Origin of the sequence: Phyllobacterium sp. A18/5-2, from assembly GCF_025452215.1 — a bacterium.
Taxonomy (GTDB): Bacteria; Pseudomonadota; Alphaproteobacteria; order Rhizobiales; family Rhizobiaceae; genus Phyllobacterium; species Phyllobacterium sophorae.
In genome coordinates this window covers 1,642,582-1,660,442 of the sequence record NZ_CP104966.1, presented here as the reverse complement: position 1 = coordinate 1,660,442, position 17,861 = coordinate 1,642,582, and the positions used below count along the sequence as shown (strand labels likewise).

The following is a 17,861-nucleotide window of genomic DNA, read 5'->3' as shown; positions in this document are numbered from 1 at the left end:
TAGGATTGTTGAGTAGCATGGGGCGCGGCTGGAGAACCGCGAACCGGGCTTAGGGAAACAACTGGGAGGTTAATGTGGCGAACGAGACAACACCGGTAAAAACGCTCAGGCGCGCAAGTGCTCAAGCGGCATCTGACAAGGCGAAGACCGCCGCACCTGCTTCAAAAAAGTCAGCCGGTGGTGTCAAGACAGCCGCGGCCAGCAGCCCGGTGAAAGCTCCTGCCAAGACGAGGACCGCAAAGGGGATTGCCGGGGCTCCGATTGCAAAGCCGGCACCGGCGAAACAGGCAGCAAAGCCCGCAGCCAAAGCCAAGACACCGGCTGATGCCAAAACAGTGGAGGCGGCAAACAACAAGACCGTGGCCAGCAAACCGTCAGGTGCGCCTGCAAAGGCGAAGGCTGCAAAGGGGATTGCCAAGGCCCCGGCCGTCACCCCGGCACCAACAGCGAAGACCGCAGCCAAAGGCACAACGCCGGCGTCAAAGAAAGAACCCGTTGCCACAGAGGCGGTTCGCTCAGCCAAAGGGCCCGCAAAGACAAAGGCTGCAAATGTGAAAAATGCGGCCGCTGCACCAGCCCCTGCGAAACCAGCGACAAAGCTCGCGGCCAAAGCCAAGGCATCCAAACCGACATCAAAACCAAAGACCGATGCGGCGCAGCCGGTGAGGCCCACGCCCAGGCTGTGGGTCAAATCATATCCCGACGGTGTACCCGCCGACATCGCCGCTTTGCAGTATGATTCGGTCGGCGATCTGTTTGCCATGGCCTTCAAGCAATATAGCAACCGGCCAGCCTTCAGCTGCATGGGCAAGAGCATCACTTATGCTGAACTCGACCGCTACTCGCAATCGATGGGAGCGTGGCTCCAGTCGCGCGGCCTCGCAAAGGGCGATCGTGTCGCGGTGATGATGCCCAATGTGCTGCAATATCCAATTACCATCGCAGCCATCCTCCGCGCAGGTCTGACCGTCGTCAACATCAATCCGCTATATACGCCGCGCGAGCTTGAGCACCAGCTGAAGGACAGTGGGGCCAAGGCAATCGTCATCCTGGAAAACTTCGCGGCAACCTTGGCGAAGGTGATCACCAAGACCCCTGTCCAGCATGTGATCGTTGCGGCAATGGGTGACATGATGGGCCTTAAGGGCCATTTGGTGAATCTCGTCGTCCGGCGCGTCAAGAAAATGGTCCCTGTCTGGTCACTGCCCGGCCATACGCCGTTCAAGACAGCATTGGTCAAAGGTACAGCCCTGACCCTCAAATCTGTTGAGGTGAAGGGCCCCGATATTGCCTTCCTGCAATATACCGGCGGCACGACCGGTGTTTCCAAGGGCGCGATCCTGACCCACAGCAATATCGTTTCCAATGTTGCGCAGATGCGGCTGTGGTGCGATGTCGCCTACCGTATCAAGCCGCGGCCAAACGATTTGACCTTCATCTGCGCCTTGCCGCTTTATCATATCTTCGCTCTGACAGTGAACGCGATGATGGGCATGGAACAGGGAGCGGTGAATGTGCTCATTCCGAACCCGCGTGACATTCCGGGCTTCGTGAAGGAGCTGCAGAAGCACAAGATGCACATCTTCCCCGGCCTCAACACACTGTTCAACGGTCTCTTGAACAATGAGGATTTCCGCAAGCTCGATTTCTCGGGACTGATCTTGTCACTTGGCGGCGGCATGGCTGTGCAAAAGCCGGTGGCCGATCGCTGGAAGGAAGTGACCGGCTGCCTGATCACCGAGGGCTACGGCTTGTCGGAAACGTCACCTGTGGCATCGGCAAACCGGCTCGACGCTACGGAATTCTCCGGCACCATCGGCGTGCCCCTGCCCTCGACGGATTTTTCCATTCGCGACGACGAAGGCAAGGAACTTCCCTTGCTGGAAGTTGGTGAGATCTGCATTCGCGGGCCGCAGGTCATGGCGGGATACTGGAACCGTCCGGACGAGACGGAGAAGGCAATGACAGCCGACGGTTTCTTCCGGTCCGGCGACATGGGCTATATGGATGAGCGCGGCTACACCAAGATCGTCGATCGCAAGAAGGACATGATCCTGGTGTCGGGCTTCAACGTCTATCCGAATGAAATCGAGGAAGTGGCGATGGAGCATCCTGGCATCCGCGAGGCGGCTGCAATCGGCGTTGCCAACGAACATTCGGGCGAGACGGTCAAGCTATTCGTCGTGCGGAAAGATCCGGCGCTGACGGAAGAAGCGGTGAAAGCATTCTGTGCCGAGCGGCTGACCAATTACAAGCGTCCGCGCTCGGTCGAATTCCGCGACGAATTGCCGAAGAGCAATGTCGGCAAAATTCTGCGCCGGGAACTCAGATCATAGGTCAGGCGGCCTCGCGCACCTGATAATCCTTGATCGCGGCGAAGCGGATCGCCTTCCAGCGTTCCGCCTCGTAGGACAGCGAGAAGGAATTCTGCGCCAGAAATACCGGATCATTGTCGAGGTCATGGGCAATATCGGCGCGATGCGCATTAATGAAGCGCTGCAATTCCGCCGGATCGTCCGCTGAAATCCAGCGGGCGATGGTGAAGCGTGCCGGCTCGAACCCGACGGGGAGCGTATACTCCACCTTTAGCCGTTCCGTCAGAACGTCGATCTGCAGCGCGCCGACAACGCCGACAATGGCGGGCGAACCATCATCCGGCAGGAAGAGCTGGACAACACCTTCTTCCGCCATCTGCTGCAATGCTTCACGCAGCTTCTTGGCTTTCATCGCATCGTCGAGCCGCACGCGGCGGAGAATTTCCGGGGCAAAGTTCGGAACACCCCGGAACAGGAGGTCTTCGCCTTCCGTCAGCGTATCGCCGATGCGCAAGGTGCCGTGGTTCGGAATGCCCACGACATCGCCTGCCCATGCTTCATCGGCAATCTGGCGGCTGCGGGCGAAAAAGAATTGCGGTGCCGACAGGCCCATCGGCTTGCCCGTGCGTACCAGCTTGGCTTTCATGCCGCGCGACAGCTTGCCCGAGCATACACGCAGGAAGGCGATCCGGTCACGATGATTGGGGTCCATATTGGCCTGTATCTTGAAAACAAAGCCGGTCATCTTTTCTTCGGTCGCTTCGACGCGGCGCGTATCGGCATCCTGCGCTCGCGGGCTTGGGCCAAAGTCACAGAAGGCTTCGATCAGATCGCGCACGCCATAGTTGCGCAGTGCCGAACCGAAATAGACCGGGGGTCAAATGACCTTCACGGAAGGACTGCAGGTCGAATGGATTACAGGCATCGCGTGCGAGCGTTACCTCGTCGATCCAAGCCTGACGCTCGTTTTCGGGCAACAGGCCGGACACTTTGGCTGATTCAGGGCCGTTGACCGGCGTCGGCACTTCTTCCGAGTCGCGCTGACGCACCGTGTTGTTCTGCAGATTGTAGGTTCCGGCAAAGCTCTTGCCACGCCCGATCGGCCAGGTGATCGGGGCGGTATCGAGCGCAAGCTTCTGCTCAATCTCGTCGAGTATTTCGTAAGGATCGCGGCTTTCGCGGTCCATCTTGTTGACGAAGGTGACAATCGGGATGTCGCGCATGCGGCAAACTTCGAAAAGCTTGAGCGTGCGCGCCTCGATACCCTTGGCGGCATCGATGACCATGACCGCGCTGTCGACGGCGGTCAACGTGCGGTAGGTATCGTCCGCGAAATCTTCGTGGCCGGGCGTGTCCAACAGATTGAAAATGCAATCCTTGTACTCGAAGGTCATGACGGAGGTGACAACCGAGATGCCGCGTTCGCGCTCGATCTTCATCCAGTCAGAACGCGTCTGGATACGGTCCTTCTTTGCCTTGACTTCGCCTGCAAGCTGGATCGCTCCGCCGAACAGCAGCAGCTTTTCGGTCAGCGTGGTTTTACCGGCGTCGGGATGCGCGATGATCGCGAAAGTACGGCGCTTGGAGACAGGATGGTCGGCAGAAGACATAGAGAAGGCTCAAACTTGAAACGGGAATGGTTGCGCGCCTTCTATCAGCCGCAGCCCTTGCCGTCGACTGCCAATTCTGAATGGCAGATCAGGCAGTTTCGGCGAGCTGCCCGGATTTTTCTTCGCTCATGAAAGGTTCAATGGCGATGCGTTTGGTGTTTTTGATGGTCACGAAGCTATTTGGGGGCACCGGAATCCAGTTTCCCGCTTCACCGTCGAGCGGCTCCGAGACCACACACAGCCCGGCGCTTGCGGCCAGACTCGCCGTGTAGAGCGATGGCGCGAAACGATCCGTGGCATAGCGGACGGCGTAGAGGTGCTCGCCATCCGAAAATGCTGCGGTGAGCCTGACAAACGCCGGAACACCGGCCCGTTCGGCCTCCGCAACAATGTCATTGACGGTTCGGACCAGTGCCTCGGCCGGGTCATCGTCGAGACCATTTTGCAGCATCAGCAGAAAAATCAGTTCAGAATCGGTCGAGCCAAACTTTTGGGCGTAGAGTTCATCGTCGAGACGCGCTTCCAGTCCGCGGCGCAAGCGATCGAAATGGCCGATCTGGCCGTTGTGCATGAAGCTCCATTTGCCGCAGACGAAAGGATGGCAATTCATGCGGCTGGTTGCCCCGCCGGTCGATGCGCGTACATGGGCGAGAAAGAGATGCGAGCGAATCTGCCGCGACAGGCTCTTCAAGTTCTGGTCCGACCATGCCGGCAGGATATCGCGGTATAGGCCCGGTTCATCCCGTTCGCCATACCAGGCGACACCAAAGCCATCGCCATTTGTGCGCGTCTTGGCCTCATGCGCATCATGGCTTTGAGCGATCAGGGAGTGACAGGGAGAGGCGATAACATCTTCAAGATAAAGTTGCGGTCCGAGATAGGCTGCCCAACGACACATGAATCACCTGGTTTTGATCTCATACAGACTGACAATACCGTGTGATTTCATTCTTGGGAATCGCCCGGATGGGGTAGCCTGTTAGAAGGAGATTATGTGCAAAGAATGGATGCACCCCAATCTTGTGAGTTGACGGTGCCCGCCGACTGGTGAAAAAGGACTTTCATGGCTCAAGAAACCGATTCCGCTCATCCGAAAAACCCAGCTCTGGGTCTTGTCCGTTTGCCGCATGGCGAGGGACTCGAACTACCCTCCTACGAAACCTCGGGTTCCGCCGGCATGGACCTTCGTGCTGCCGTACCCGAAGACCGGCCCTTGCTGCTTCTGCCCGGTCGCAGAGCCTTGGTACCTACGGGTCTGATTTTCGAGATTCCCAAGGGCTTCGAAGCGCAGGTAAGGCCGCGTTCAGGTCTGGCGATCAAGAACGGAATTACCTGCCTCAATACGCCGGGCACGATTGATTCCTGACTACCGTGGTGAGGTAAAAGTAATCCTGATCAATCTCGGCGACGACGATTTCTACGTGGAACGCGGCATGCGTATCGCGCAGGTGGTTCTGGCACCGGTTGTCCAGCTCGCCATTGAAGAGCGGCAACATGCAAGTGACACGGCTCGCGGCGCTGGGGGGTTCGGGTCAACGGGCACTTCGTGATTGGATTTTCGACTGGGAGGTCGTCATGGACAAGGGCAGGGTTTTCCGTCAGTTGCATGAGCGATCCGAGATTTTTCTCATGCCCAATCCATGGGACCCCGGGACGACAAAGTTTCTTGCTTCTATGGGCTTTAAGGCCCTGGCGACCAGCAGCGCCGGCTTCGCATTTTCACGCGGCCTTCCCGATGGGACAATTACCTTCGACGTGATGATGCAGCATTGCCGTGATCTCGTCGGGGCGACCGACCTGCCGATTTCCGGTGACCTGGAGAAGGGCAAAGGCGACAGTGCCGACAGTGCCGCAGAGACGATCTTTGCGGCTGAAGCGGCGGGACTTGCCGGCTGCTCCATCGAGGATTTTTCTGGCGATCCAGACAAGCCGATCTACGATTTTTCGCTGGCGGTCGAACGTGTCGCGGCCGCAGCCGAAGCAGCGCGCGCCCTCAAGACCGATTTTGTCTTCACGGCACGGGCCGAAAACTTCCTTCACGGCCAGACTGATTTCGACGACACGATCAAGCGCTTGCAAGCCTTTGAGAAGGCCGGCGCCGATGTACTTTTTGCCCCCGGCATTTCCGATATCGAGCGCATCCGGACAATCTGCGCTTCGGTTTCAAAACCGGTGAGTGTGCTGGCACCCGCATCGCTCACCGTCAGCGAGCTGGCTTCAATCGGTGTGCGCCGCATTTCGCTCGGCCCGCGTTTGACGACGGCCGCCTTTACCGCGGTTCGCGACGCCGCACGTGAGGTTCTGGACAAAGGCACTTTTGAATTTACCAAGACAGGCGTTCCATTTGGCGACCTGCAACAACTCTTTTCACAAGGCATGGATAAGGATAGCTGAATAATGGCACGCCCCGAATTGGTGATCTTCGACTGTGACGGGGTTCTGGTCGATACCGAAACGCTTGCCAACCAGCATCTCGTGAAAATGCTCGGCGCATCCGGCTACCCAATCACCTTCGAAGAGGCACGGAAAAACCTGTGCGGGATGCCGATGCGCGCCGTCAAGGAGAAGGTCGAAGCGGAAGGTTATCCGCTCGGGGAGGATTTCGTCGACCGCTGGTATCAGGCTATTCCCATCATCTTTGAAAATGGTGTCGAAGCCATCCCTCACATTGAATACGTCATTTCTGCAGTGAAGAAAGCCGCACTTCCCTTTTGCGTGGCTTCATCAGCGCATGTCGAAAAGATGTACATAACGCTCGGGAAAACAGGTCTTATCGGCCATTTCCAGAATGTGCTCTATAGCGCTTCCATGGTTGCTCGCGGAAAGCCTTTTCCCGATCTGTTTTTGCACGCCGCAAAAGAGATGGGCTACGAGCCCTCCCAGGCCGTAGTGATCGAGGACAGTGTTGCCGGAACCACAGCGGGAACGGCCGCTGGCATGCGTGTCTTCGCCTATTGCGGCGACGAGCACGCGGACCGCGATGGCCTGACGGCCGCGGGAGGTATTTTGTTCGACGACATGCGCAAATTGCCCGCATTGCTGGAGATTGCCTGATGGATGCCCCACTTAAGGTCGTCGACATGCACACGGGCGGTGAGCCGCTGCGCATCATCACTGGCGGCTATCCCGAATTGCCGAAGGGTACAATCCTCGAGAAACGTGCCTATGTACGCGACAGGCATGATCACCTGCGCAGGATCCTGATGTTCGAGCCGCGCGGACACTTCGACATGTACGGTGCATTGCTGGTTCAGCCGAGATCTTCCCGGCGCCGATCTCGCGGTGCTGTTCATGCACAATGAAGGTTATTCCACCATGTGTGGCCACGCCATCATCGCGCTTGGCCGCTATGCCATTGATTACGGCATTGTTCCCAAGGTGGAGCCGGTGACAACGGTTCATATCGAATGCCCATGTGGCATGGTGGTCGCCTCCGTCGAAGTGCGCGAGGGCAAATCCGGCGGCGTCTCGTTTGAGAGTGTCCCGGCTTTCCTGTTTGCACGGGATCAAAGCATCGACCTGCCCGGTTTTGGGGCAGTGAAGTTCGACGTGTCCTATGGAGGCGCCTTTTATGCGATGGCGGACTGCCATCAATTCGGTCTCGAGTTTGGCCGCGATCCGGCTCAAAAATTCATCGAAGCCGCGACGATCTTAACGGAAGCGGTGAAAGAGGCGGTGCCGCTTGACCACCCCGATCACAAGGATCTGGCGTTCCTCTACGGCTCCATTCTGACCGATGGGGCTGATGCCTGGAATGAAGGTCCGACCAAGAACGTCTGCATCTTCGCCGACGCGCAACTTGACCGTTCGCCCACGGGCTCCGGGGTAACCGCACGCCTCGCGGCGATGCATGCCAAGGGCCAGATCCGCGAGGGCAATGCGCGGATTTTCGAAAGCATCGTCGGGTCAAGGTTCGCGGGCTTCGTCGCCTCCAAAACCAAAGCCGGCGAATACGATGCCATTACCGCCCGTGTTTCCGGTCATGCCTATTACAGTGGCAAGGCGGAATTCATCGTCGAGGAAGACGATCCGCTGGGACAGGGATTTCTGGTTCTTTAGCGCAACGTATCCAATCAACCGCTACTTTGCCGAAAACAGGTAGGTACCAGCCTGTTCGCACCCTTGCGCCTTGTGAAGGGAATTAATGTTGGCAGAATAATATTCAACCATATGGTTGACTAAATTTGGGTTCAATGATATTAAACCATATGGTTGAATTTCAGGCACCTCATCTCGACGCCGTATTCCACGCCCTTTCTGATCCGACGCGAAGGGCGATGCTCCACCGGCTCACGGATGGTCAACGCTCGGTCAGTGAACTCGCGACACCCTTCAACATGTCGCTGGCGGGCGCGTCGAAACATATCAAGGTGCTGGAAGGGGCCGGGCTGGTCCGCAGGCATGTCCAGGGCAGGACTCATATGTGCCAGCTTGAGGCGGCGCGGCTCGCCGAGGCACAGGAGTGGCTGCGCACGTATGAAAGGTTCTGGACCTCGCGTCTGGAAGATCTTGAGGAAATCCTGCGTGAGGAGGATCGCGCCACGGCCCAGGCGGCCGGGAAACTGCCAGAAAAACCGTCAACACCTGAAAATACGTCAAGGAGACAGAAATGAACGAGCATGTTGGAAATGATCGGCTCGGCGTTGTCACCGCGCCTCGTACGGTTCGCATCGAACGCATCCTGCCAGGCCCTATTGAACGGGTCTGGGCATATCTGACGGAATCGGACAAGCGCAAAAAATGGCTGGCGCAAGGCCCGATGGCCGATTACGTCGGCGGTGACGTCAAACTGACCTTTTACCATTCGCAACTTACGGACGAAACGACACCGGCCGAATTCAAGAACTTCGAAGGTGCAACCAATGAAGGCAAGGTTCTTCGTTATGAGCCGCCGCATGTCTTGAGCATTACGTGGCCGGACGGGGGACAGGATTCCGAAGTCACATTCGAACTCGAAGCGAAAGGCGCCGACACATTGCTGAGGGTGACCCATACGCGTCTTGCCAGTGCCGATTCAATGGTCATGGTTGCGAGTGGCTGGCACACCCATCTCGGCGTGCTCATCGATCACCTCAATGGCGACAAGACGCCGGGGTTCTGGGGCAATTTCGAACGACTCAGAAAGGAATACAGCCAGATTATCGTCGAATAGAACTGTAAGTGTTTGCTTACATAACGCCGAGGCTGACACCGTGCCAGCCTCGGCGGCAATTAATTGGGTCGAAACGCCCGTTCCAAAAGTATGACGGGCTCATCCGTATAGGTCGTTTCGAGAACCTTGCTGAAGCCGTTCTTTTCGGCAACTCGCAACGAGGCGGCGTTTTCCGGCGATATGATACAAAGCGCCCGATCCTGCTTGAAGAATGTATCGCCCCACTCAACAACGCTCGCCAGCGCTTCGCTGCCATAGCCCTTGCCGTGAATTTCCGGTGCGAGGACCCAGCCCATTTCCGGCGCGTCACCGAACGGCGGGTTGATCTCCCGCTGAAAGTCGGCAAAGCCGAGCTCGCCGACAAAGCGTCCGGTTGCCTTGTCTTCCATTGCCCAGAAGCCATAACCGATCAGGGGCCAGAGACCCGCATAGCGCAAGAGGCGTGCCCAGGATTGTTCTCGGGTCGATGGTTTTCCCGTTATTTGCGTGTAGATCGCGGGGTGCTGCCACATGGCGTGAACCGCCTCAAAATCCTCGCGCCGATGGGGACGCAGGATAAGGCGATCGGTTTCAAGGGTGGGAATCATGAATGGTACTCCGTTTTCATGCCGACCGGTCTTAGCCCTAAACCTCAACCGCCTGCAATGCGGCGGCGATCCTGGCAGCCAGTCGTTCAGCAACCTCGCCTTTGCTCATGTCCGGCCATTCTTCCACACCTGAACGGCTGACGATGCGCACCGCATTGCGATCGCCGCCCATGACACCCGTGGCATGGCTGACATCGTTGGCGACGATCCAGTCAGCACCCTTCTTGTCGAGCTTTTTGCGCGCGTTCTTCAACAGATCCTGGGTTTCGGCGGCAAAGCCAACGACAAGGCGCGGCCGCAATTTGCTATGACCGATACCTGCGAGGATATCGGGATTCTCGACCATTTGCAGCGCCGGGGCTTTTTCACCCGGCTTTTTCTTGATCTTTTCGCCGGCCTCGTTTGCCGTGCGCCAATCCGCCACCGCAGCGACCATGACAGCGGCATCGGCGGGCAGAAACTGTTCCACCGCATCACGCATTTCCCGTGCCGACTCGACGTGGGTTACCGTAACACCTTCAGGATCGGGAATACTCACAGGTCCGGAAACCAGCCGTACTGTGGCGCCGAGCTTCGCCAGTGCTGCGGCAATAGCGTGGCCCTGCTTGCCGGAAGAACGATTGGCGATGTAGCGCACCGGATCAATCGGCTCATGGGTCGGTCCCGAGGTCATGATTATGGTCTTGCCTGTCAGCGGCTTGGGACGGCGGTCGAGCAGCAGCTCGATCGCCGCAACGATCTCCAGCGGTTCGGCCATGCGTCCCGTACCGCCTTCACCACTCTCTGCCATCTCGCCACTGCTGGGACCAGCAAAATGGATGCCATCCTTCTCCAGAGTCGCGCGATTGCGCTTCGTGGCCGGGTGGTCCCACATTTTCGGGTTCATTGCCGGGGCAATCAACACACGCTTGTCAGTCGCCATCAGCACGGCAGATGCGAGGTCATTGGCAAGACCATTTGCCATCTTGGCCATGAGGTCGGCCGTCGCCGGCGCAACGACGATCAAATCGGCTTCACGCGAGAGGCGGATATGGCCGACATCGTGTTCATCCTCGCGGGAGAAAAGCTCGGTGAAGACTTTGTCGGCAGCAAGCGCGCCGACAGCCAGCGGCGTGACGAACTCTTCAGCCGCTTTGGTCAAAACCGGCCGCACCTGGGCGCCCCGTTCGCGCAACCGCCGAATCAGGTCGAGGCATTTATACGCGGCAATGCCACCGCCGATGATCAGGAGTACGCGCCGCCCGGAAAGGGAGCCCGACGCGACGGAATGAGCATTCACGGCGGCAGGTGCAAGCCCGGTGGGAGTCGTATTTCCCAGTCCCCCGAGGAGAAGCCGGACCTCTTCTTCCATCGAACGTCCATGTGCCGCAGCGCGCAGACGCAATTTTTCCTTGATGGTATCGTCAAGATTTCGGATTGTGATACTGGCCATATGATTGCACTTTCGCGAAAATTATCCCGCAATTTGCAATCAATGATATCACCAATCGCATCGTTTCTTCAAGCGACAAGCTTATAGGTGATCGCGACAAGGCAAATTGCAATCACCCAAAGTGCAGCGCGGCCGGAACGCGTATGCCGCGCCTCGGCCTTGCCAATTGCCTTGGCGGTCTGTTCATCAAAGCGCAATCCATTCGCCGCCATCTGGTCGAGTTCCTGTGACAAGCGATCCGCGCGCGCCAGAAGTTCAGGTGCCTGCCTGGCCAGATGCAGGAGGGCATTTGCGCCGTCGCGGGCGTCAATGAGAATGCCCTGCGGCCCGAGATTGCGGCGGATCCAGCCGCCGACAACGGGCTCGGATGCTTTCCACATGTTGAAATGCGGATCCAGCGTACGTGATACGCCTTCAACAACGACCATGGTTTTCTGCAGCATGACGAGCTCGGGCCTGGTCTCCATATCAAATAGCTCGGTGACCTCGAAAAGCAGCGTCAGCAGTTTCGCCATGGAAATGGTTTCCGCCGGCTGTCCGTGAATCGGCTCGCCAATGGCGCGGATTGCCTGGGCAAAGCTCGATACATCATGATGATGCGGCACATAGCCGGCTTCAAAATGTACTTCGGCGACACGCGCATAATCCCGGGTAATGAAGCCGTACAGGATCTCGGCAAGAAAGCGGCGCTCCTTCTTGCCCAAGCGGCCGGTAATGCCAAAATCCACCGCAACGATATGGCCCTCGGGATCGACGAAGAGATTACCGGGATGCATGTCGGCATGGAAAAAACCATCGCGCAATGTGTGGCGCAGGAACGACTGGATAAGTGTTTCCGCGAGCTTGATGAGATTATGGCCGGCAGCACGCAAACCTTCGATGTCCGACATTTTCACGCCGTCGATCCATTCGAGCGTCAGGACGTCACGTCCGGTGCGCTCCCAATCCACAGTTGGAACACGGAACCCCGGATCGTCCTTGGTGTTTTCGCCAATCTCCGACAATGCCGCCGCCTCAAGCCGCATATCCATCTCAATGCGGGTCGTTTGAGCGAGGGTACGCGTGACTTCGATGGGTCGAAGGCGGCGCGTGGCCGGCACATAACGCTCCTGCCATTTCGCGACCAGGAAAAAACTCTCCAAATCATTGTTGAATCGCTGGCGAACGCCGGGGCGCACCACCTTGACGGCAACCTTCTTGAGCTCGCCATTGTTTCTGACGAACGCCGGATGCACCTGCGCTATCGAGGCCGCGGCCATTGGTTCGTTAAAGCTTACATAAAGGTCCTCGACAGACCGTCCCAGCGAGCCTTCTATTGCCTTGACCGAAGCCTCCATCGGAAAGAAATCAAGCTGGTCCTGCAAGAGCGCCAGATCGTCCGCCACCTCATTTCCGACCACGTCGGGACGCGTTGCCAGGAATTGGCCAAGCTTGACGTAGGATGGACCGAGTTTGTTGATGGCGCGCGACATACGTTCGGAACGCTGTGCGGTCATGGCACGCCTGCGCGCCAGAAGCCCGGCCACCCGATGACCGAACGCAGGAAGGCCGCTCAGACCTTCCGCGGGCAAGGCAGATATGACCCCCTCACGCGTCATGATCCATCCGGCCCGCATCAGGCGAAATGTTGCTGCAAGCTTACTCATTCAGGAATCACAACTCACAACTTCCAGCCGGAATGCAGCGCGGCGATGCCGCCAGTAAAATTGCGCCAGCTCACCCGCTCGAAGCCTGCCTGACGGATCATCTCGGCGAAATCCGCTTGACGCGGAAACTTGCGAGATCGACTCCACCAGATACTGATAGCTATCGGCATCGCCTGTCACTGCCTTGCCTATCTTCGGAATGGCGTTGAACGACCAGGCGTCATAGATCTTGTCAAGGACCGGCAGTTCGACCTCGGAAAATTCGAGGCAGAGGAATCGCCCGCCCGGCTTCAAAACACGGAAGGCCTCGGACAGTGCGCGATCGATATGCGGGACATTGCGGATGCCGAATGCGATCGTGTACGCGTCGAAGCTCGCATCGCCGAAGGGAAGTTCTTCTGCATTGGCTTCGACAAACTCGGCGTTGTCGGCAAGGCCCTTCTTTTCGGCGCGGTCGCGTCCGACGCCAAGCATGGAGCCATTGATATCGAGCACGGTCGCATGGGCATTGCGATTGGAGGCTTCGATGATCCGGAAGGCGACGTCGCCGGTGCCGCCGGCCACGTCGAGCACTTTCCAATTCGCCGTCCTGGAAGGTGAAAGCCAGGCAATCATCAGATCCTTCCAGACCCGATGCAGGCCGCCTGACATCAGGTCGTTCATCACGTCGTAGCGCTTGGCGGCGCGATGGAAGACATCATTGACGCGTGCCTGCTTTTCCCCATCACTGACATCCTGAAAGCCGAAGGATGTTTCCATGCCGCCATGGGCCCCGGTTCGTTGCTGGCTCATTGTGTGTACCTGCTGATCTATGTTGCGGCGAACCATAGAAGATTGAAACGCATAAGGCTATTGTCTGTAGCGCGGTGAAGCGCCGCGTCGATTAATTTGTTTAATTTTTCTGGAGTGACCGGAATGGTCCTGAAAGCCGAATTGCATTGCCACATGGAAGGGGCCGCCTCGCCTGGCCTGGTCGAGCGAAAGGCCACCAAATATGGCGCAGATGTTTCGGCATTCCTTCAGGGTGGCAAATTCGTCTGGCACGACTTTACATCCTTCCTCCGCGCCTATGATCAGGCCTCGATGCTATTTCGTACCGACGAGGACTACGCCGATCTTGCCGAAGACTATCTGCTCTCGCTGAGCAGGCAAGGCGCCATCTATTCGGAAGTGTTCATCTCAACAGACCATGCCATCAGCGCCGGGCTCTCCCCGCGCGCCTACATTGAAGGGCTCGCGGAAGGCATGCGCCGGGCCAAAGGCGCTACCGGCCTGGAATGCCGGATGATCGCGACGGGCTTGCGTCACAAAGGGCCCGAGGCCGTGCTGGCGGCTGCGCAGTATATCGCGGACAATCCGCACCCGCTGGTCACAGGTTTTGGAATGGCCGGCGATGAGCGGATGCATAGCCCCAAGGACTTCGCCGCGGCGTTCGACCTGGCACGCAATGCGGGGCTGGGCATTACCGTGCATGCGGGCGAACTGTCGGGCTGGGAAAGCGTCGCAGACGCCCTGGATGCACTCAGACCCGCGCGCATCGGCCATGGCGTGCGCGCGATCGAAAACCCCGATCTGGTCAAGCGGCTGGCAGATGACCAGATCATGCTCGAATGCTGTCCAGGGTCGAATATTTCGCTGAGCGTCTATCCCGATTTTCCTGCCCATCCCTTTGCAGAGCTTGCGAGAGCTGGAGTTCCGGTGACGCTTAACTCCGATGATCCGCCCTTTTTCCATACGGACCTTGCGCGGGAATACGAGATCGCGGCGACTTATTTTGGTTATGATGAAGAGATGCTCAATGCGGTGACCGAAACAGCGATCAAGGGGGCTTTTGTTGACGAAAATACGCGAACGAAGCTGCTTGAACGTCTTCACCCCGACAAAACTGTGCGCGTTGCCGATGAGCTCTTTGCGGGATCGGTGTCGAGCAGCTAAGGTTCGGCATATTCAGAATGAAGGGGATTTCCCATGGGCGTTACGATCGTTTCCCATCCGCTTGTCCAGCACAAGCTCACAATCATGCGCGACAAGGATACCTCGACAGCCGGATTCCGCCGGTTGCTCAAGGAAATCTCCCTGCTGCTGTGCTATGAGGTGACGCGCGATCTGCAGCTGACGAATATCACCATCCAGACGCCGTTGATGGAGATGCAAGCGCCGGTCATCGAGGGAAAGAAGCTCGTCTTCGCCTCGATCCTGCGTGCCGGCAATGGACTGCTTGAGGGCATGCTCGATCTGGTGCCAGCGGCTCGCGTCGCACATATCGGGCTTTACCGCGACCATGAAACACTGCTGCCGGTGGAGTACTACTTCAAAGCGCCGGAAGACATCGTCAACCGGCTGATAATCGTTGTCGATCCGATGCTGGCAACGGCCAATTCCGCCATAGCCGCCATTCAGAAACTGAAGGATCGCGGCGCAAGCAACATTCGATTCCTCTGCTTGCTCGCCGCACCGGAAGGCATTGAGCGCTTTACCAAAGCGCATCCGGACGTGCAGGTTTTCACGGCGGCCATTGACAGCCATCTGAACGAAAAGGGTTATATCGTCCCCGGTCTCGGCGACGCCGGGGACCGCATGTACGGAACGAAGTGAGTCACGCGCCTATGCGGCGGAAGACGGGGTTGACAGTGCGCGGTTTGCGTTCCGAAAAGCCATAAGCGGATCTCGATGACGCGCACGGCGGCGGCGGCGTCATCGTGGTTGCGAGCATGCACAAGAGCGACCGGTTCGCCTTCGTCCATCCTGGCGCCAATTGGCTGAAGAGCCGTTACCCCTACCGCATGATCAATAGGATCCTGCGGACGGATCCGGCCGCCACCCAGCGTCACAACCGCAACACCAATTGCTCGGGTATCTATCGACGAGACATGACCCGTCTGTGGGGCCCTCACCTCGTGCGTCACGGGGGCAACGGGCAAATGATGGCTGACGCGAGAGACGAAATCTGCCGGACCGCCGAGCCCGGACACCATACGCCCGAAGATTTCCGCCGCTTTGCCGCTGCTCAAGGCATCCCGTGCCTTTTCCGTCGCGACCTTGTGATTTGGTGCGAGCTTGGCTGAGACCAGCATCTCGGCAACCAGCGCCAGTGTGACCGCTTCGAGACGGGCATCACGCCGGTCGCCGGTCAAAAAATCGACGGCATTCTTCACCTCGACTGCATTGCCGGCGGCGAGGGCCAGCGGTTCATTCATATCCGTGAGGAGCGCCGTGGTCGCCAAACCCGCCCCTTGAGCCACCGCCACAATGCTCTCGGCCAAGGATACGGCATCGCGATTTCTGGACATGAAGGCACCATTGCCGGACTTCACATCCAACACCAATGCGTTGAGTCCGGCCGAAAGTTTCTTCGACAGAATCGAGGCAGTAATCAGCGGGATGGATTCCACCGTCGCGGTGACATCGCGGATTGAATAGAAACGCTTGTCTGCGGGAGCGAGATTGGCTGTCTGCCCTATGATCGCACAACCAACTTCGTGCACCACCTTGCGGAACAGCGCATTGTCCGGCTGGCTGCGGTATCCGGGAATCGCGTCCATCTTGTCGAGCGTTCCGCCCGTGTGACCGAGGCCCCTCCCCGAGATCATCGGAATATAAGCGCCGCAGGCGGCGGCTATCGGTGCCAGCATCAGCGAGACATTGTCACCCACGCCACCGGTCGAATGCTTATCGACGGCGGGCCCAGGCAAATCGGACCAGTCAAGAATATCGCCTGAATCGCGCATGGCGAGCGTCAGCGCCACTGCCTCATCACGTTTCATACCGTTGAAGAACACCGCCATGGCAAATGCCGCAACTTGGCCCTCGGTGATCGCACCTGAACTCATGGCATTGACAAAGGCGGTTATGTCCGCCGCATCCAGCGTTTGTCCGTCGCGTTTGCGGCGGATAATTTCCTGGGGCAACAACATCGCCTAACCGATCTCCCGAACCAGCGCCCGGATGATTTTCTGCAGGCGTGCGCCGCCTTTTGGCGCTACATCCTTGGTCTCCTCATGGGAAAGCTCCGCCCCGGTCATGCCGGCTCCGAAATTGGTAATCACCGAGCAAGCTGCGACACGCAGGCCAAAGAAGCGGGCAAGGATGACCTCCGGCACGGTCGACATGCCGACCGCATCAGCACCGAGCGTGCGTGCCATGCGAATTTCTGCCGGTGTTTCAAACGAGGGTCCGGAAAACCACATGTAAACGCCTGGCGCAAGCATTTCCCCAACCTCACCGGCAGCGATGGTCAGGGCGTCCTTGAGCTTCTTGTCATAGGCTGCCGTCATGCCGACAAAGCGCTGATCCGACGGCTCTCCAATCAGAGGATTGAGGCCGGAATAATTGATGTGATCATCGATTAACATCACGCTGCCTGGCACGAGGTCGTGACGGACTGAACCGGCAGCATTGGTGAGGATCAGCATTTCGATGCCAAGATCAGCAAGCGCTGCGATCACGGGCCGCATGACTGAGGCATCACCCTTCTCGTAATAATGGGCACGGCCCGCCAGCATCAGCACCGGCTTGCCCGAGAGATAACCTGCGACGACTTCGCCCGCATGACCCGAGACGCCGCTATGCGGAAAGCCTGGAAGATCGGAATAGGGGATGCGGATGGCATTTTCCACGGCATCAACCAGCGAACCGAGGCCGGATCCAAGCACCAGCGCGATGCGCGGCGCAAGACCATTGAGCTTTTGGATAAGAGCTTCTGTCGCAGGTGCGATCATGCTGCACCTTTGCCAAGAACTTCGGCGTCGAAGCCATAGGGAAAGATTTCCCTCATCGTCAGGGTTTCAACAATTCCATTGTTGTCGCAAAGATGCAGGCGCGTTTCAGGTCCGGCGAATTCGGCCAGGCGCTGACGGCAGCCGCCGCAAGGTGTGCATTTTGCCTTCTTCTCCGCGACAACCGCGATTTCCGTGATCGTGCCACCACCGCCCATGACGAAATGCGACAGGGCAGTGGTTTCGGCACACCAGCCCTCAGGATAGGAAACGACTTCGATATTGCAGCCGGAAAAGATGCGCCCGTCGCTGGTGCGAATTGCCGCCCCGACCGGGAATTGCGAATAAGGTGAATGCGTCTTCTGCATGGCGGCAAACGCCGCATCGAACAGATCCTTGCTCAT

At 58.2% G+C, this 17,861-nt stretch carries 13 protein-coding genes and 5 pseudogenes; 9 read left to right on the top strand and 9 right to left on the bottom strand.

Annotated features, from left to right (window positions below; genetic code table 11):
- Window positions 1–335: 335 nt before the first annotated feature.
- On the top strand, window positions 336–2,336 hold the full coding sequence (locus tag N8E89_RS08265; protein ID WP_315975684.1) for a long-chain fatty acid--CoA ligase: 2,001 nt from the start codon (window positions 336–338) through the stop codon (window positions 2,334–2,336).
- Between the two features lies 1 nt (window position 2,337).
- On the opposite strand, the pseudogene N8E89_RS08260 reads toward N8E89_RS08265, so the two are convergent.
- Both N8E89_RS08260 and N8E89_RS08255 read right to left on the bottom strand, forming a co-directional pair.
- Window positions 2,338–3,925: pseudogene (locus N8E89_RS08260) on the bottom strand (peptide chain release factor 3).
- A gap of 88 nt (window positions 3,926–4,013) precedes the next feature.
- Window positions 4,014–4,823: a class II glutamine amidotransferase gene (locus tag N8E89_RS08255; protein WP_106662436.1), complete on the bottom strand. Its 810-nt coding sequence runs from the start codon at window positions 4,821–4,823 to the stop codon at window positions 4,014–4,016.
- Window positions 4,824–4,988: 165 nt separating this feature from the next.
- On the opposite strand from N8E89_RS08255, the pseudogene dut reads away from it, so the two are divergent.
- The 6 genes and pseudogenes from dut (at window position 4,989) to N8E89_RS08225 (ending at window position 9,077) form a co-directional block, all read left to right on the top strand.
- Window positions 4,989–5,475, top strand: a pseudogene (dut, locus tag N8E89_RS08250) (dUTP diphosphatase).
- A gap of 25 nt (window positions 5,476–5,500) precedes the next feature.
- Window positions 5,501–6,319, top strand: coding sequence for an isocitrate lyase/PEP mutase family protein (locus tag N8E89_RS08245; protein WP_106662434.1), 819 nt, complete (start codon window positions 5,501–5,503; stop codon window positions 6,317–6,319).
- A 3-nt stretch (window positions 6,320–6,322) separates the two neighbouring features.
- Window positions 6,323–6,979: an HAD family hydrolase gene (locus N8E89_RS08240; RefSeq protein WP_106662433.1), complete on the top strand. Its 657-nt coding sequence runs from the start codon at window positions 6,323–6,325 to the stop codon at window positions 6,977–6,979.
- Window positions 6,979–7,984: pseudogene (locus tag N8E89_RS08235) on the top strand (proline racemase family protein). Before N8E89_RS08240 ends, N8E89_RS08235 begins: the two are co-directional and overlap by 1 nt.
- A gap of 149 nt (window positions 7,985–8,133) precedes the next feature.
- Complete coding sequence (locus N8E89_RS08230; protein WP_106662431.1) at window positions 8,134–8,538, top strand: ArsR/SmtB family transcription factor; 405 nt, start codon at window positions 8,134–8,136, stop codon at window positions 8,536–8,538.
- Entirely contained in the window at window positions 8,535–9,077 is a 543-nt protein-coding gene (locus N8E89_RS08225; RefSeq protein WP_106662430.1) for an SRPBCC family protein, read from the top strand. Before N8E89_RS08230 ends, N8E89_RS08225 begins: the two co-directional genes overlap by 4 nt.
- Before the next feature lie 59 nt (window positions 9,078–9,136).
- Here N8E89_RS08225 and N8E89_RS08220 read toward each other — a convergent pair whose 3' ends face one another.
- The 4 genes and pseudogenes from N8E89_RS08220 to ubiE all read right to left on the bottom strand — a co-directional run bounded on the left by N8E89_RS08220 (window position 9,137) and on the right by ubiE (window position 13,534).
- Window positions 9,137–9,664: a GNAT family N-acetyltransferase gene (locus tag N8E89_RS08220; protein ID WP_106662429.1), complete on the bottom strand. Its 528-nt coding sequence runs from the start codon at window positions 9,662–9,664 to the stop codon at window positions 9,137–9,139.
- A 37-nt stretch (window positions 9,665–9,701) separates the two neighbouring features.
- Entirely contained in the window at window positions 9,702–11,096 is a 1,395-nt protein-coding gene (coaBC, locus tag N8E89_RS08215; protein WP_245448554.1) for a bifunctional phosphopantothenoylcysteine decarboxylase/phosphopantothenate--cysteine ligase CoaBC, read from the bottom strand.
- A gap of 68 nt (window positions 11,097–11,164) precedes the next feature.
- Complete coding sequence (ubiB, locus tag N8E89_RS08210; protein WP_262261687.1) at window positions 11,165–12,742, bottom strand: 2-polyprenylphenol 6-hydroxylase; 1,578 nt, start codon at window positions 12,740–12,742, stop codon at window positions 11,165–11,167.
- 14 nt (window positions 12,743–12,756) lie between these two features.
- Window positions 12,757–13,534, bottom strand: a pseudogene (ubiE, locus tag N8E89_RS08205) (bifunctional demethylmenaquinone methyltransferase/2-methoxy-6-polyprenyl-1,4-benzoquinol methylase UbiE).
- Between the two features lie 123 nt (window positions 13,535–13,657).
- Between ubiE and N8E89_RS08200 the strand changes: the two are divergent.
- Window positions 13,658–14,677: an adenosine deaminase gene (locus tag N8E89_RS08200; protein ID WP_106662426.1), complete on the top strand. Its 1,020-nt coding sequence runs from the start codon at window positions 13,658–13,660 to the stop codon at window positions 14,675–14,677.
- Between the two features lie 33 nt (window positions 14,678–14,710).
- Window positions 14,711–15,337, top strand: a complete 627-nt coding sequence (upp, locus tag N8E89_RS08195; protein ID WP_106662425.1) for a uracil phosphoribosyltransferase — start codon at window positions 14,711–14,713, stop codon at window positions 15,335–15,337.
- 1 nt (window position 15,338) lies between these two features.
- On the opposite strand, the pseudogene deoA reads toward upp, so the two are convergent.
- The 3 genes and pseudogenes from deoA to N8E89_RS08180 form a co-directional block, all read right to left on the bottom strand.
- Window positions 15,339–16,653: pseudogene (gene deoA / locus N8E89_RS08190) on the bottom strand (thymidine phosphorylase).
- A gap of 6 nt (window positions 16,654–16,659) precedes the next feature.
- On the bottom strand, window positions 16,660–17,460 hold the full coding sequence (locus N8E89_RS08185; protein WP_106662423.1) for a purine-nucleoside phosphorylase: 801 nt from the start codon (window positions 17,458–17,460) through the stop codon (window positions 16,660–16,662).
- Window positions 17,457–17,861, bottom strand: coding sequence for a cytidine deaminase (locus N8E89_RS08180; RefSeq protein ID WP_106662422.1), 405 nt, complete (start codon window positions 17,859–17,861; stop codon window positions 17,457–17,459). Before N8E89_RS08180 ends, N8E89_RS08185 begins: the two co-directional genes overlap by 4 nt.